Below are 15,354 nucleotides of genomic sequence, written 5' to 3' on the forward strand. Positions count from 1 at the left end.
TCGCTGCCTTCTGTGCCGCCGCGTGCTGCGCTGTGGCTTGGCGCTCCAGGCTCTCGCCCACGGCGCCGGCCTCGACGACGAACGAGACCGGAGCCCTCTGGCTGCCCTGCCGCGCGGGCTCCGGTGTGCCCGATCCGCAGGCTGTCAGGGGTACGGAGAGGAGACAGGCGGTGGCCGCGACGATGCCAAGGGCGGACCGCGCCGACTTCCGCGTGTCTGGGTTGGTGCTCATATCGGCCCCGCTGACAGGTCAGGCTTGGGTCAAACGCTACGGGTGGGCATCGCACCGGTCAAAGGGGGTCAGATGTCTACTGCCCGGCCTTGAGGCCCGCGACGAACGAGGTCCAGCCGGCCGTGGCGAAGACGAGCGCGGGGCCGTGAGGGTTCTTCGAGTCGCGGACCGGAACCCCGGAGGGGTAGTTGTCCAGGATCTCGACACAGCTGCCGCCATCCCCACTGCTGTACGACGACTTGCGCCAGCCGCTCAGTGCGGCCGCGTTCGGGATGATGCGGTCAGTCATGGCGCTCGTATTCCTTTGCCGTCGCCCTCAGCAGGGCCAGCGATTCCTTGCGGGGGAGGGCGTCGCCCAAGGCGAGAGTGTAAGTGCGCTGCATGGTCTCGACCAGAGCGGGCGAGTCGTGCAGCTTGCCCATGAGCACACCCTCGCCGTAGGCGACCGGAGGCTGGTCGTCGAACATCATCAGCGACAGCATCCCCTGAAGCAGCGGGTGATAGCCCGCCCCGAAGGGGAGTACGTGCACGCGAACACGCTCGCACTCGACCATGCCGATGATGTGGGTCAGTTGTTCCGCCATGATCTCCGGGCTCCCGACGTGGCGGCGCAGTACCGCCTCGTCCACGAGAGCGCAGAACAGCGGAGTGACGGGGTCGGAGAGGATCTTTCCTCGCTCCAGCCGTGTGACAAGGAGCCTGTCACATTCCTCTTCACTCCGGGGAGTGACGCTCGGCCGCAGAACCGCACGGGCGTACCCCTCCGTCTGGAGGACGCCCGGCACGAGGGACAGCGCGAACTCCTGGATCACCGTCGCCTGTTGTTCGAGTTCCAGCGCCGCCTCGAAGTAGTCCGCGACCGCCACGTCCTGCTTCGGAAGGAAGCTCTGCAGGACATCGCCCGTGCTCAGCGCCCTGTCCAGCCTGCGGGCGTCCTCCTGTGAGGGAATTCGGCGCCCCGCCTCGATGTGGGCGATGTGCGAGCGGGTCATGATCGTGCGGTCTGCCAGCTCCTGTTGAGTGAGGCCGGCGGCCTCGCGTTGCGCCTTCAGCCACTCGCCGTAGACGTTGGTCATCGTCAACTCCCTTGTGACAAACGCTCCGTCACACCGAACCCCCTGGTCAGCCTAGCCCTGCCGGTCTCACGCTGTGAGGGAATCGCTACAGAGCGCAGTTCCGGCGAGCGGATGAGCCCGGCGGAGCCGCCCACGCGAGACCCCCGCGACCGAGGTGAACGGTCCGGGGGCGTGGCCATCCACAACGCAGGAGCTGACGACGTGTTGCGCTGTATCGCCCGGATGATCGACCCGCTGCTGCGGCTCCTGTGGCCTCCGCCGAGCGGACGCCACCGCCCGCCGCGCACCCACACCGTCCCCGTACACCCTCCGACCCCAGCTGAACCCCCACCCGCTCCGACCCCCGAGCCGTATCTCCGGGGAGAGGACAGCCCCCTCGTCCGGCCCTACCTCCTCGCCCATGAGCGCCGTCAGGCCGAGACGCGGAGTCAGCGACGCCGCCGACGTGCCCTCTGGCTCGCCGTGCACGGCATCGACATCGGCCCCCGCGTCATCCACGGCAGGGAGGTCGCGGCGTGATCCGGCCCGCCACGGAAGCCGCCCGTCTCCTGCCCTGGACCGGCGAGGAGGGGAAGCCCTGTTATCTCATCGGTGACGGCGAGGGCTACGTCTCCCGCGTCGCCGACAACATCGAGAGCGTGCAGCTCGGCATGGCCGCCGACCTCCTCGGCCATGTCCAGGACCTGCTGAGCGACCGCTCGGCCACCCCCGAGCAGCTCCGCTACGTCGTCGCCCGGCTGTCCGAGTCCCTGCGCGAGGTGCACCGTGTCGCACGGAGCCGGGGCGCGCGGCTCGCAATGGCCGCCATTCGCGCCGATCGCCCCGAATAGTCGGTACGGAGTCGACTCCGGGTCACAGAGCGCCGAGGGCGAACCACAGCTCCATCCGTACGTCCGCGTCGTCCAGGTCCCTGTCCAGGAGCGCGGCGCAGCGGGCGATGCGCTGGCGGACGGTGTTGCGGTGGATGTCCAGGGCGACGGCCGTGCGGTCCCAGTTGCCGTGCAGGGAGAGCCAGGTGCGCAGCGTCTCGGTCAGCGGCTCGGAGAGGGGCGCGAGGAGAGTCCGGGCGTACGCGGCCGCCTCCTCCCGGTCCATCAGCCCGCTGAAACCGGCGGGCTGATGGCGCACCAGGGCCACGCGGGTCGCCTCCGCCCGCCGTAGCGCCCGCGTGGCCTGTGCGTCCGCGGCGGCCAGGTCCCGGGCCTCGACGGGGGCGGCGGCCCCGAGGACCCAGCCCGGCTGGGGCTCGACCTCCCGCCCCGCGGGCAGCAGGAGCCGTACCGCACCCTCGGCCGGCGCGTCGACCAGCGGGGTGCCCAGGGCGGACGCCAGTGTGGCCGCGGCGAAGGGGGTGCCGTCGCCGCCGTGGGCGTGGACCACCGTCCAGGGGCCCGGGCCCAGGGCGGGGGCCGCCTCGGCCGGGGGCATGCCGAGCAGCAGGCGGACCAGGGCCGCGTCCCGGGCCGAGACGTCCGCGCCACGGTGCGGTGCGGTCAGCAGGGAGAGCAGGACGACCGCCACCCCGGCGATGGTGTGGTCCCCGGCCTCCCGCCGCTCGGCCGCCGTGCCCAGCGCGAGCCCGTCGCCGCCGCCCAGGGCATAGGCCGCCAGCCGCATCCCCCCGCCGTCCCCGCTCGCGGACGCCGGGCCGCCGGGGCGCGGACCCACCACCCCTGCCAGGTCCCGCAGCGCCGCCTCCACCTCGGCCCCGATCGCCCGGCCCGCCGCCGCGTACTCCGTGCCGTCCGCCGCATAGAGCACCGCACGCCCGCTGAGCCGGGACGCCAGCGCGCCGAGGACCGCCGGGACCGGGGCGGGCCGGGCGGCCGCCGTGGCCAGCGACTGCTGCGCCTCGGTCACCCGGCGCAGCTCGCGGTGCCGGGCCTCCGCCATCAGCCGCCACACCGCCCGGGCCACGGCCGTGAACGGGGTGTGCGGGGGCACTTCGAGCAGCGGCAGCCCGTGGCGCTCGCAGGCCGCGACGAGCCCCGCCGGCACCGTGTCGTACACCGGCGTGACCCCGAAACCGAGCGCCGCCGCCCCCGCCTCCACCATCCGCTCGACGTAGTGCGCCGGGTCGGAGAGCTGCACGCCCGCCGTCATCAGGAGCTCGCCCCCGAGCAGATAGGGATAGGGGTCGGCCATCTCGGAGGTGTGCACCCAGTGCACGAAGGCGTCCTCCGGTCCGGCCAGTAGCCGCAGCCCCAGGTCCCGGCGGCCGAGCAGCGCGGCCAGCGGGACCGGCGGTGCCGGGGGAGTGGGGGTGGGCTCCTGCGCGGGCATGGGCATGGACCCTTCGTACATCCAGAGCGTGGCCAGTGGAGGAAACGTACACTTCAGCGTCGCTTTCCGGCCACCTACTGTCGACCCATCCAGCGGCCGCGGGTACGGGCGGATGTCCCCGCGATCAGTCACTGGAGTCACTCCACCGCACGACACGCCACCGAAGTGAACGAGGGAGGGCCCATGGCCGTCGACTACACAGTGATCGTCGTGTACTTGGCCGGCATGCTCGCGATGGGCTGGTGGGGCATGCGCCGCGCCAAGTCCAAGAGCGAGTTCCTGGTCGCGGGCCGCCGGCTCGGGCCCTGGATGTACTCCGGGACCATGGTCGCCATCGTCCTCGGCGGTGCCTCCACCATCGGCGGCGTGGGCCTCGGCTACAAGTACGGCCTCTCCGGCGCCTGGATGGTCTTCACCATCGGCCTGGGCCTGCTCGCCCTCTCCGTCTTCTTCTCCGCGCGCATCGCCCGGCTGAAGGTCTACACCGTCTCCGAGATGCTCGACCTGCGCTACGGCGGCAGGGCCGGCGTCATCTCGGGCGTCGTCATGTGGGCGTACACGCTGATGCTCGCGGTCACGTCGACCATCGCGTACGCCACCATCTTCGACGTCCTCTTCGACCTGCCCCGCACGGTCGCGATCGTCCTCGGCGGCGCCATCGTCGTCGCGTACTCGACACTTGGCGGCATGTGGTCCATCACCCTCACCGACATGGTGCAGTTCGTGGTGAAGACCATCGGCGTGCTGATCCTGCTGCTGCCCATCGCCGTGATCAAGGCCGGCGGCTTCGCCGAGATGAAGGCCCAGCTGCCCACCGAGTACTTCGCGCCGCTCGGCATCGGCGGCGAGACGATCTTCACGTACGTGCTGATCTACACCTTCGGCATGCTCATCGGTCAGGACATCTGGCAGCGGGTCTTCACCGCGCGCACCGACAAGGTCGCCAAGTGGGGCGGCACGGTCGCCGGTACGTACTGTCTCGTGTACGCGCTGGCCGGCGCCGTCATCGGCACGGCCGCCAAGGTGCTGTACCCGAAGCTGCCCAGCGCCGACGACGCCTTCGCGACCATCGTCAAGGACGAGCTGCCCATGGGCGTGCGGGGCCTGGTGCTCGCCGCGGCCCTGGCCGCCGTCATGTCGACCTCCTCCGGCGCGCTGATCGCCTGCGCCACCGTCGCCAACAACGACATCTGGTCGCGGCTGCGCGGCCTGGCCACCGGCAACGGCGGCGAGGAGCATGACGAGGTGAAGGGCAACCGCCTCTTCATCCTGCTCATGGGCGTCGCCACCATCGTCATCGCCATCGCCCTGAACGACGTGGTGCAGGCCCTGACCGTCGCCTACAACCTGCTGGTCGGCGGACTGCTCGTGCCGATCCTCGGCGGCCTGCTGTGGCGCCGCGGCACCGTGCAGGGCGCGCTGGCCGGGGTCACCGTCGGCGGCCTGTCCGTCATTGGCCTGATGTGGGCTTACGGAATCTTGGCAAATGAGCCTGTTTACTATGGTTTGTTGGCCTCGCTCGCCGCGTATGTGATCGTTTCCCTGGCGACCCGCCCGACGGACGCCGCCGTGCTCGCGAACTGGCGGGCCCGGCTGGCGGGCCAGGACCCCGAAGCCGCCGAAGGCGGCGAGGCCGACGAGACGCCGGAGACCGTGCCGGCCGCCCCGACCGGCTGACGCACCGCAGACTCCCGGCCGGGGGCCCCGAGACCCGAGGCCCCCGACCGGACCCCACCGATACACCCCAGGAGGACCCGACCATGAGCAGCAGCGACCAGAACGCGTTCCGCGGCCCGATCGACTCGTCCCGCATCCCGCGGTACGCCGGCCCCGCGACGTTCGCCCGGCTGCCGCGACTCGACGAGGTCGGCACCGCCGACGTCGCCGTGGTCGGCGTCCCCTTCGACAGCGGCGTCTCCTACCGCCCCGGCGCCCGCTTCGGCGGCAACGCGATCCGCGAGGCCTCCCGCCTGCTCCGCCCGTACAACCCGGCGCAGGACGCCTCGCCGTTCGCCCTCGCGCAGGTCGCCGACGCCGGTGACATCGCCGCCAACCCGTTCAACATCAACGAGGCCGTCGAGACCGTCGAGGCCGCGGCCGACGAGCTGCTCGGCACCGGCGCGCGGATGATGACGCTCGGTGGCGACCACACCATCGCGCTGCCCCTGCTGCGCTCCGTCGCCAAGAAGCACGGCCCGGTCGCCCTGCTCCACTTCGACGCGCACCTCGACACCTGGGACACGTACTTCGGCGCCGAGTACACCCACGGCACCCCGTTCCGCCGGGCCGTCGAGGAGGGCATCCTCGACACCGAGGCGCTCTCCCACGTCGGCACCCGCGGCCCGCTCTACGGCAAGCAGGACCTCACCGACGACGAGAAGATGGGCTTCGGCATCGTCACCTCGGCCGACATCTACCGCCGCGGCGCCGACGAGGTCGCCGACCAGCTGCGCCAGCGCATCGGCAACCGCCCGCTGTACATCTCCATCGACATCGACTGCCTCGACCCGGCCCACGCGCCCGGCACCGGCACCCCCGAGGCGGGCGGCATGACCTCCCGCGAACTCCTGGAGATCCTGCGAGGCCTGTCCTCCTGCAACCTGGTCTCGGCCGACGTCGTCGAGGTCGCCCCGGCGTACGACCACGCGGAGATCACCGCCGTCGCCGCCTCCCACACGGCGTACGAGCTGACGACGATCATGTCCCGCCAGATCGCGGAGAGCCGCGCCGCCGGCGCGGAGCCGACCGCGAAGTAGCACCTCGACGCCGGACCGGCCCGGCGGCCGCGCCCCCGTGTGGGCCCGCCGGGCGGCCGGCGGTCGGCGGCCCGGCACGGCGAGCGCAACCGCGCTGCTCGGGCGCAGGGCCGGGTGGGGCAGCACCCACCGCGGAGGGTGGGCTGGACATCCCCACCCGGCGCCGAGGCCTCCGGTGCACCGCCGGTCCCCGGACCGCCGGGCCCGGGCCCGGGCCCGGCGGATCGGGTGGGGACGGACCTGCCGCCCGCGCGGGTGGCCCCTTGCCCGCAGGCCCAGGTGGCCGCCCCCACCGCCCCGCCGCACCATCCGGTGCGGCGCCATTCGACCGTCCGGGCCGCACCGACACACACGCCACTCGCGAGGGGGACCCCCATGACCCACGACCACGACCTGGTGCTGCGGCCGACGGTCGCGCAGACCGAGGCCGCCCTCAACCCGCCCGCAGGGCGCAACGGCGGCGACCTCGTCGTCGAGACCCTCTCCGGCCTCGGCGCGACCACCGTCTTCGGCCTCCCCGGCCAGCACGCCCTCGGCATGTTCGACGCCCTGCGCCGGTCCTCCCTCAGGTACGTCGGGCTGCGCGTCGAGAACAACGCGGGCTTCGCCGCCGACGCGTACGGCCGGATCACCGGCGAGGCCGCCCCGCTGCTGCTCTCCACAGGCCCGGGCGCCCTGATGTCCCTCGCCGCGCTCCAGGAGGCGGCCGCCGCCTCCGCTCCCGTCCTCGCGATCGGCAGCCAGGTCCCGGTGGCCGGGCTCGGCGGCGGGCGCCACGGCTACCTGCACGAGCTCCGCGACCAGCAGGCGTCGTTCCGGGACATCGTGAAGTCCGTCCACACCGTCCGTACGCAGTCCCAGATCCCGTCCGCCCTCGCGGCGGCCTGGGAGTCGGCGCTGACGGCGCCGCACGGGCCGGTCTGGGTCGAGATCCCGCAGGACGTGCTCCTGGCCGAGACGACGCTCCCCGTCGTCACGGCGATGGACGCGACCCCGGAGGAGGTCGTGCCGCGCCCCGAGCTGACCGCCGTGGCGGCGCACCTCCTCGCGAACGCCGAGCGGCCCGCGATCATCGCGGGCGGCGGAGTCGTCCGCTCCGACGCCTCGGGCAAGCTCCGCGCGCTCGCCGAGCGGATCCAGGCCCCGGTCGTGACGACCTTCGGCGGCAAGGGCGCCTTCCCCTGGGAGCACCCGCTCTCGCTCCAGTCCTGGCTGGAGGACCGGCACACCACCGACTTCCTCGAGGACGCCGACGTGCTCCTCGTCGTCGGCTCGGGCCTCGGCGAGCTGTCCTCGAACTACCACACCTTCGCCCCGCGCGGCCGGGTGATCCAGATCGAGGCCGACGCCGGGAAGCTGGAGTCCAACCACCCGGCCCTCGGCATCCACGCCGACGCGCGCCTGGCGCTGTCCGCGCTGCTCGAAACGGTGGCGGTACGGGAGGACCCGACGGCCCCGGAGCGGGTCTCGGCCGTACTGACGAAGGTCCGTGAGCGGATCGCTGCCCAGGACCTGGGCCTGGAGCAGCGGATCGTGGCCTCGGTCCGCGAGGCCCTGCCGGACACGTCCCCCAGCTTCTGGGACATGACGATCCTCGCCTACTGGGCCTGGTCGGCCTTCGACGCCCGCCACCCCAACACCATGCACTCCGCGCAGGGCGCCGGCGGCCTCGGCTACGGCTTCCCCGCCGCCCTCGGCGCGGCGGCGGCCGACCCGACGCGACCGGTCCTCGCGGTGTCCGGCGACGGCGGCGCGATGTACTCGATCGCCGAGCTGGCGACGGCGAAGCAGTACGGCTCGAACGTCACCTGGCTGATCGTCGACGACGGCGGCTACGGCATCCTGCGCGAGTACATGACGGACGCCTTCGGCGAGGCCACGGCCACCGAACTCGCCCGCCCCGACTTCGTCGCCCTGTCGGAATCCTTCGGCGTCCCGGCCGTCCGCACGACCCCGGACTCCCTGACGGCCGACCTCGCCAAGGCCCTTTCCACCCCGGGCCCCTCGGTCGTCGTCCTCCCGGCCCTCCTGCGCATGTTCGAACCGACGCATCTGTGACCCACGCGTCCGGGCCGGAGCGATCCGCTCCGGCCCCGGACGCCGGGCGTCACACGAACAGCGCCCCGTACTTCTCCTTGTACAGGCTGAGCTGCTCGTTGTACCCGTCGCTGAACAGCGCGGAATCCCGGTTGTCGAGGGCGCCCGACGGCAGGCCCTTCGCCGGGATGAACGCGGGTATGCCCTGAAAGACCTCGCGCGCCGCCGCCGCGTGCGCCCCACCCCGCGCCACGGCCGCGAGGATGTGTTCGCCCGCCGCCTTGAGGTGCTTCCGCAGTTCGTTCTGCGGCGACCGGGCCGCCTGGTACAGCGAGTGGGCCTCCGCCAGCCTGTTGGTCCGAGCCCCGATGTTCTCCAGCGCGCGCAGCGCCGCGTGCAGCTGCCCGCACAGATACGCCGGCCTGTGTTCCGTCTCCGACACCCTCGCCCCCTCCTGACGTTCCGGCCGTCGTACGGCGGCCCGTGACTTCCTACCCCTTCGCTCGCGGCGGGAACACCCGTCCGCGGTGCGCCGGGGGCGCACCGGGCGCAGGGGTCCTAGGACCCTGGACCGGTCCTGCCCCGGAGTTTGTTGCGGCGGGATGAAATCCCACCTCAGCCGCGTTGGGCCTTCCGGTAGAGCAGGACGAACGGGAGGCACCACGTGGCGGCGGATCCGAAGCGAGAGGGCTGGGCCCGCAGGCTGGCCGGTTACGCGTGGCGGTACAAGAAGAACGTCGTGCTCGCGCTCGGGTCCTCGCTCGCCGGCATGGCCGTCCTCGCCCTCGTACCGCTGATCACCAAGGTGATCATCGACGACGTCGTCACCGCCCGGACCCGCTCCCTCGCCGTGTGGACCGGCCTCCTCATCGCCGCCGCCGCCGTCGTCTACGTCCTGACCTACATCCGCCGCTACTACGGCGGACGCCTCGCCCTCGACGTCCAGCACGACCTCCGTACCGACATGTACGGCACCATCACCCGGCTCGACGGCCGACGGCAGGACGAGCTGTCCACGGGGCAGGTCGTCGGACGGGCGACCAGCGACCTCCAGCTCATCCAGGGCCTGCTCTTCATGCTCCCGATGACCATCGGGAACGTCCTGCTCTTCCTGATCTCCCTCGCCGTCATGGCCTGGCTGTCGATCCCCCTCACCCTCGTCGCCCTCGCCGTCGCCCCCGCCCTCTGGTTCATCGCCAAGCGCAGCCGGACCCGCCTCCACCCCGCCACCTGGTACGCCCAGCAGCAGGCCGGCACCGTCGCCGGCGTCGTCGACGGGGCCGTGACCGGCGTCCGGGTCGTCAAGGGCTTCGGGCAGGAGGACCAGGAGACCGGGAAGATCCGCGAGGCCAGCCGCAAGCTCTTCGCCGGGCGGCTGCGCACGATCCGGCTCAACTCCCGCTACACCCCCGCGCTCCAGGCGGTCCCCGCCCTCGGCCAGGTCGCCGTCCTCGCCCTCGGCGGCTGGCTCGCCACCCGCGGCCAGATCACGCTGGGCACGTTCGTGGCCTTCTCCGCCTACCTCGCCTCGCTCGTCGGCCCGGTCCGGATGCTCGCCATGGTCCTCACCGTCGGCCAGCAGGCCCGCGCCGGCGTCGACCGCGTCCTGGAGCTCATCGACACCGAGCCCGTGATCAAGGACGGGACGAAGGAGCTGCCCGCCGACGCCGAGGCCACCGTCGAGTTCGACGACGTGAGCTTCGCGTACGAGGACGGCCGCCCGGTCCTCGACGGCTTCTCCCTGGAGATCCGCTCGGGCGAGACCGTCGCCGTCGTCGGCGCCTCCGGCAGCGGCAAGTCCACCGTCTCGCTCCTTCTGCCGCGCTTCTACGACGTCACCCACGGCGCCGTCCTCGTCGGCGGCCACGACGTCCGCGAGCTGACCCTCGACTCCCTGCGCGCCGCCATCGGGCTCGTCCCGGAGGACAGCTTCCTCTTCTCCGACACCGTCCGCGCCAACATCGCGTACGGCCACCCGGACGCCACCCGGGAACAGATCGAGACCGCCGCGCGCGCCGCCCAGGCGGACCGTTTCATCACCCACCTGCCCGAGGGGTACGACACCAAGGTCGGCGAGCACGGCCTCACCCTCTCCGGTGGCCAGCGCCAGCGCATCGCCCTCGCCCGCGCCATCCTCACCGACCCCCGGCTCCTCCTCCTCGACGACGCCACCTCCGCCGTCGACGCCCGCGTCGAGCACGAGATCCACGAGGCCCTCGCCTCCGTGATGGCCGGCCGCACCACCCTCCTCATCGCCCACCGCCGCTCCACCCTCAACCTCGCCGACCGGATCGCCGTCCTCGACGACGGCCGGCTCTCCGACATCGGCACCCACGAGGAGTTGCAGGAGCGCTCCGCGCTCTACCGGCAGCTGCTCACCGACCCCGACGAACTCGGCGGCGTCTCGCCCGGACACACCATGGCGACGGAACTCCCCGAGGACCGCACCCTGCGCGCCGAACTCGACGCCGAGTTCGACGCCGAGCGCGGCATCACCCCCACCCTGTGGGGACGGGAGGAGACCGCCGAGGAGCCCCAGGCGCCGGGGGGCACCTCCCCTGCCGAAGGCCACGGGGGAGCCACCCCCGAACTCCTCGCCGCCCTCGAGGCACTCCCGCCCGCCACCGACGCCCCCGACATCGACGAGGCCCGCGCCGTCGCCCCCGAGGACGACCGGGGCACCTCCCGTGCCGGAGGCCACGGGGGAGGACTGCGCCGCCTGCTGCGCGGCTTCGGCGTCCCGCTCCTCGTCAGCCTCGGTCTGGTCGCCGTCGACACCGGCATGGGCCTGCTGCTGCCCGTCCTGATCCGCCACGGCATCGACGAGGGCGTCAACCAGCTCGCCGTCGGCGCCGTCTGGGTCGCCTCCGCCCTTGCCCTGGCCACCGTCCTCGTCCAGTGGATCGCGCAGACCGGCGAGATCCGGATGACCGGCCGCACCGGCGAACGGGTGCTCTACGCGCTCCGCCTGAAGATCTTCGCCCAGCTCCAGCGGCTCGGTCTCGACTACTACGAGCGCGAACTGACCGGCCGGATCATGACCCGGATGACGACGGACGTGGACGCCCTGTCCACCTTCCTCCAGACGGGTCTCGTCACCGCCTTCGTCTCCGTCGTGACCTTCTTCGGGATCATGGTCGCGCTGCTCGTGCTCGACCTCCAGCTCGCCCTGGTCGTCTTCGCGGCCCTCCCGGTCCTCGCCGTCGCCACGTACTTCTTCCGCCGCTCCAGCGTGAAGGCGTACGAGCTGGCGCGCGAACGGATCAGCGTCGTCAACGCCGACCTCCAGGAGTCCGTCTCCGGGCTCCGCATCGTCCAGGCCTTCCGCCGCGAGCGCTCGAGCGCGGCCCGGTTCGCCGCGCGCAGCGACGAGTACCGCGAGGCACGCGTCCGAGGCCAGTGGCTGATCTCGATCTACTTCCCCTTCGTCACCCTGCTGTCCTCCGTCGCCGCCGCGGCCGTCATGATCGTCGGCGCGCAGCGCATCGAGGCGGGCACCCTGACCACGGGCGCGCTCGTCGCCTACCTCCTCTACATCGACCTCTTCTTCGCCCCCGTGCAGCAGCTCTCGCAGGTCTTCGACGGCTACCAGCAGGCCGCCGTCTCGCTGAAGCGGATGCAGGAGCTCCTTCAGGAGCCGATCTCGACGGCCGAGGCCGACAAGCCCCTCGACGTGCTGTCGCTGCGCGGCGAGATCGCCTTCGAGGACGTGTCCTTCGGCTACGGGAGGGGCGACGGGGACGGGCACGGAAGCGGGGAGGCGGCCCTCACGGGCATCGACCTGCGCGTCCCGGCCGGGCAGACGGTCGCCTTCGTCGGCGAGACCGGCGCCGGGAAGTCCACCCTGGTCAAGCTGGTCGCGCGGTTCTACGACCCGACGAGCGGCCGGGTCACGGTGGACGGCACCGACCTGCGGGACCTGGACCTCACCGCGTACCGTCACCGTCTCGGGGTCGTGCCCCAGGAGGCGTACCTCTTCGCCGGGACGGTCCGCGACGCCATCGCCTACGGCCGGCCGGAGGCGACCGACGCCGAGGTCGAGGCGGCGGCCCGCGCGGTCGGCGCGCACGACATGATCGCGACCCTGGACGGCGGCTACCTCCACGAGGTCGCCGAACGCGGCCGCAACCTCTCCGCCGGTCAGCGTCAGCTGATCGCCCTGGCCCGCGCCGAGCTCGTCGACCCGGACATCCTCCTCCTCGACGAGGCGACCGCCGCCCTCGACCTCGCCACCGAGGCCCAGGTCAACCAGGCCACCGACCGCCTCGCGGGCCGTCGGACGACGCTGGTGGTCGCCCACCGGCTCACCACGGCCGCCCGCGCCGACCGGGTGATCGTCATGGCCGACGGCCGGGTGGCGGAGGACGGCACCCACGACGAACTCCTCGCGCGGGACGGGCGGTACGCGCGGCTGTGGCGAACGTTCATCGGCGAGGAAGAGCCGGAGCGGGTGTGAGTACGTGGCCTCCGACGGTTGAGTAGTCCGGCGCATCCCGCCCCGTCCCCGGACGGGATCGAATCGGCTCCATGCCCCTGAGCCACCCCCACCCCGCCTCCGACGACGCTCCCACCGCCGCCCTCGCCCCGGACCGCCCGGGCGGGGCCGCCCGGCGGCTGCGCACCCGCGCCCTGTGGGCCGGGCTCCTGCTGGTCCCCGCGACGGTGCTCGTCGGTGTCCTCGGCCTGGCCTCGGAGAACGCCGGCCGCTGCGTCGGCTACGGCGAGGGCTGCTCCGGCACCCCCGGCTGGGTCCACCTCGCCTCCCTCGCCGTCGCGGCCGTCGCCTGGATCCACGCCCTCTCCACCCCGGACGGCCCCGCACCCGCGACCTCCCGCACGGCCGCGTTCTGGACGACGATCGGCGCCGAGTGCGTGTTCCTGCTGCTCGTGGCCACCGCCTTCGGATGAAGGCAACCGCTCGGGCCTCTCGTGCGTCGTACGCATGTACGGCACCGAGGCAGGAGGGGAACCAGATGTTCGACGGGACGAAGCGGGCGGGTGCCGGGCGGCTGCTCGCGCATCTGCTCACGATGGTGCTCGGCGTCGGCGCCCTGACCCTCGCGGGGCCCGGCGTCGCCACCGCCGACGCCGCCTCCCTCTGCGCCGGCCGCCCCACCAAGACGATCGCCTTCGCCACCGGAGAACTGCGCCTCCACAAGAGCCGCCAGTACGTCTGCGCCGTCACCGTCGCCAAGAACCCCGGCGCGCGCCGGCAGATGTCCGTCTCCCTCCAGCCCCGCGGCGGCCGCCCCGCCGTCGACTCCGGCCGCTTCACCCGCCAGGCGGGCCCCGTCACCGTCCACGCCCTCAACCGCTGCGTCCGCGCGACCGGCATCGTCGCCGGCCGGAGCGGCTCGACCGGATGGATCCTGTGCTGATGCGGAGGAAATCCCAAAGGTAAGGCCCAAGCAGGTCTGGCGGCACGCACGTTGCCCCGCTAGGTTCGCGACACCGTTGTGAATCAAGGGGAGGGTCAATGCGCAAGTCGCTGAGATGGCTGGCGTCGCTCACGGTGCTCATAGGCACCGTCGGTGCGTCCGGCGCGGCTACCGCCGCGGAGCCGGCCACCGGCACGTTCGGCGGTACGTCTGTCGACCGTACGTCCGTCACCGCAGACAGCACCGACATCAAGGACCGCATCCTGGCGATCCCCGGGATGAGCCTGATCGAGGAGAAGCCGTACGCCGGTTACCGCTTCTTCGTTCTCGAGTACACCCAGCCGGTCGACCACCGCCGCCCCTGGGCGGGCACGTTCAAGCAGCGGCTCTCCGTCCTCCACAAGGACACCGACCGTCCGACCGTCTTCCACACCAGCGGCTACGGGCTGAGCACGAACCCCAGCCGCCGTGAGCCCACCCGGATCATCGACGGCAACCAGGTCTCCATGGAGTACCGGTACTTCACGCCGTCCCGGCCGCAGCCCGCCGACTGGGCCAAGCTGGACATCTGGCAGGCCGCCAGCGACCAGCACCGCATCTTCACCGCCCTCAAGAAGGTCTACGGCAAGAACTGGATCTCCACCGGAGCCTCCAAGGGCGGCATGACGGCGACGTACTACGAGCGCTTCTACCCGCGTGACATGGACGGCGTCGTCGCCTACGTGGCCCCCAACGACGTGGTCAACAAGGAGGACTCGGCCTACGACCGGTTCTTCGAGACCGTCGGGACCAAGGAGTGCCGCGACCGGCTGAACGCGCTGCAGCGCGAGGCGCTGATCCGCCGCGAGCCGCTGCAGAAGAAGTACAAGGAGTGGGCCGCCTCCGAGGGCGCCACCTTCAACACCGTCGGCTCCCTCGACAAGGCATACGAGGCCGTCGTCCTCGACTTCGTCTGGGGCTTCTGGCAGTACTACGGCGAGGACGTCTGCGGCTCCGTCCCGGACGCGAAGACCGCGAGCGACGACGAGGTCTACGAGACCATCGACGCCTACTCCGGCTGGTCCTTCTACACCGACCAGGGCCTGGATCCGTACACGCCGTACTACTACCAGGCGGCGACCGAGCTCGGCTCGCCCAGCATCAAGCTGCCGCACCTGGACGGCCTGACCCGGTACGGCTACCAGCCCGCCCGGAACTTCGTACCGCGCGAGATCCCGACGACGTTCAAGCCATGGGTCATGCGGGACGTGGACGACTGGGTCCGCAAGAACGCGCACCAGATGCTGTTCGTGTACGGCGGCAACGACCCGTGGGGTGCCGAGCCGTTCCGCCTCGGCAAGGGCGCCCGTGACAGCTACGTCTACACGGCCCCCGGCGCCAACCACGGCGCCCAGGTCGCCGGTCTCGTCGAGGCCGAGCGCGCCAAGGCCACGGCGCGCATCCTCGCCTGGGCCGGGGTCGACGCCCCGAAGGCGGCGGCCGCGCAGCCGCTGGCCCGCTTCGACGCCCGCCTCGACAAGGCGGCCGACGACGAGCTGAGCCGGGAGCACGGCGTCCGTCCGTGACCTGGCGGGGGCTGTGCCCGCCGGCCG

At 72.4% G+C, this 15,354-nt stretch carries 13 protein-coding genes; 9 read left to right on the plus strand and 4 right to left on the minus strand.

The annotated features are described in order from the left end of the window. Nucleotides 1-308: 308 nt before the first annotated feature. Nucleotides 309-521 carry a DUF397 domain-containing protein gene (locus IE136_RS20265; RefSeq protein ID WP_189601022.1) on the minus strand — a complete coding sequence of 71 codons (213 nt, stop codon included), beginning with the start codon at nt 519-521 and terminating at the stop codon, nt 309-311. Beyond that, nucleotides 514-1,308: a helix-turn-helix domain-containing protein gene (locus IE136_RS20270; RefSeq protein WP_189601023.1), complete on the minus strand. Its 795-nt coding sequence runs from the start codon at nt 1,306-1,308 to the stop codon at nt 514-516. Before IE136_RS20270 ends, IE136_RS20265 begins: the two co-directional genes overlap by 8 nt. 201 nt (nt 1,309-1,509) lie before the next feature. On the opposite strand from IE136_RS20270, the gene IE136_RS20275 reads away from it, so the two are divergent. Further along, nucleotides 1,510-1,827 carry a hypothetical protein gene (locus IE136_RS20275; protein ID WP_189601024.1) on the plus strand — a complete coding sequence of 106 codons (318 nt, stop codon included), beginning with the start codon at nt 1,510-1,512 and terminating at the stop codon, nt 1,825-1,827. Then, nucleotides 1,824-2,138: a hypothetical protein gene (locus IE136_RS20280; protein ID WP_189601025.1), complete on the plus strand. Its 315-nt coding sequence runs from the start codon at nt 1,824-1,826 to the stop codon at nt 2,136-2,138. Before IE136_RS20275 ends, IE136_RS20280 begins: the two co-directional genes overlap by 4 nt. Nucleotides 2,139-2,160: 22 nt before the next feature. Here IE136_RS20280 and IE136_RS20285 read toward each other — a convergent pair whose 3' ends face one another. Then, nucleotides 2,161-3,612, minus strand: a complete 1,452-nt coding sequence (locus tag IE136_RS20285) for a PucR family transcriptional regulator (RefSeq protein ID WP_158987522.1) — start codon at nt 3,610-3,612, stop codon at nt 2,161-2,163. 162 nt (nt 3,613-3,774) lie between these two features. Here IE136_RS20285 and IE136_RS20290 point away from each other — a divergent pair, with 162 nt between their 5' ends. The 3 genes from IE136_RS20290 to IE136_RS20300 all read left to right on the plus strand — a co-directional run bounded on the left by IE136_RS20290 (nt 3,775) and on the right by IE136_RS20300 (nt 8,405). Next, nucleotides 3,775-5,268: a sodium:solute symporter family protein gene (locus IE136_RS20290; RefSeq protein ID WP_189601026.1), complete on the plus strand. Its 1,494-nt coding sequence runs from the start codon at nt 3,775-3,777 to the stop codon at nt 5,266-5,268. A gap of 83 nt (nt 5,269-5,351) precedes the next feature. After that, nucleotides 5,352-6,347, plus strand: a complete 996-nt coding sequence (gene speB, locus IE136_RS20295; protein ID WP_158987518.1) for an agmatinase — start codon at nt 5,352-5,354, stop codon at nt 6,345-6,347. A gap of 375 nt (nt 6,348-6,722) precedes the next feature. Further along, the gene (locus IE136_RS20300) at nt 6,723-8,405 is read left to right on the plus strand and encodes a thiamine pyrophosphate-binding protein (RefSeq protein WP_189601027.1); all 1,683 of its coding nucleotides are present in this window, start codon (nt 6,723-6,725) and stop codon (nt 8,403-8,405) included. Nucleotides 8,406-8,454: 49 nt separating this feature from the next. Here the strand turns inward: IE136_RS20300 and IE136_RS20305 are convergent, their stop codons facing one another. Continuing rightward, complete coding sequence (locus IE136_RS20305; RefSeq protein ID WP_158987514.1) at nt 8,455-8,826, minus strand: hypothetical protein; 372 nt, start codon at nt 8,824-8,826, stop codon at nt 8,455-8,457. A 222-nt stretch (nt 8,827-9,048) separates the two neighbouring features. Here IE136_RS20305 and IE136_RS20310 point away from each other — a divergent pair, with 222 nt between their 5' ends. The 4 genes from IE136_RS20310 (at nt 9,049) to IE136_RS20325 (ending at nt 15,327) form a co-directional block, all read left to right on the plus strand. Beyond that, nucleotides 9,049-12,840: an ABC transporter ATP-binding protein gene (locus IE136_RS20310; RefSeq protein ID WP_189601028.1), complete on the plus strand. Its 3,792-nt coding sequence runs from the start codon at nt 9,049-9,051 to the stop codon at nt 12,838-12,840. A gap of 71 nt (nt 12,841-12,911) precedes the next feature. Then, on the plus strand, nt 12,912-13,292 hold the full coding sequence (locus IE136_RS20315; protein ID WP_189601029.1) for a hypothetical protein: 381 nt from the start codon (nt 12,912-12,914) through the stop codon (nt 13,290-13,292). Between the two features lie 65 nt (nt 13,293-13,357). After that, complete coding sequence (locus IE136_RS20320) at nt 13,358-13,762, plus strand: hypothetical protein (protein WP_158987510.1); 405 nt, start codon at nt 13,358-13,360, stop codon at nt 13,760-13,762. 98 nt (nt 13,763-13,860) lie between these two features. Continuing rightward, a complete protein-coding gene (locus IE136_RS20325) occupies nt 13,861-15,327 on the plus strand; it encodes a serine protease (protein ID WP_189601030.1) in 1,467 nt (488 codons plus the stop codon). The last annotated feature ends 27 nt before the right edge of the window (nt 15,328-15,354 follow it).

Origin of the sequence: Streptomyces lateritius (assembly GCF_014649715.1) — a bacterium.
In the GTDB taxonomy this organism is placed as follows: Bacteria; Actinomycetota; Actinomycetes; order Streptomycetales; family Streptomycetaceae; genus Streptomyces; species Streptomyces lateritius.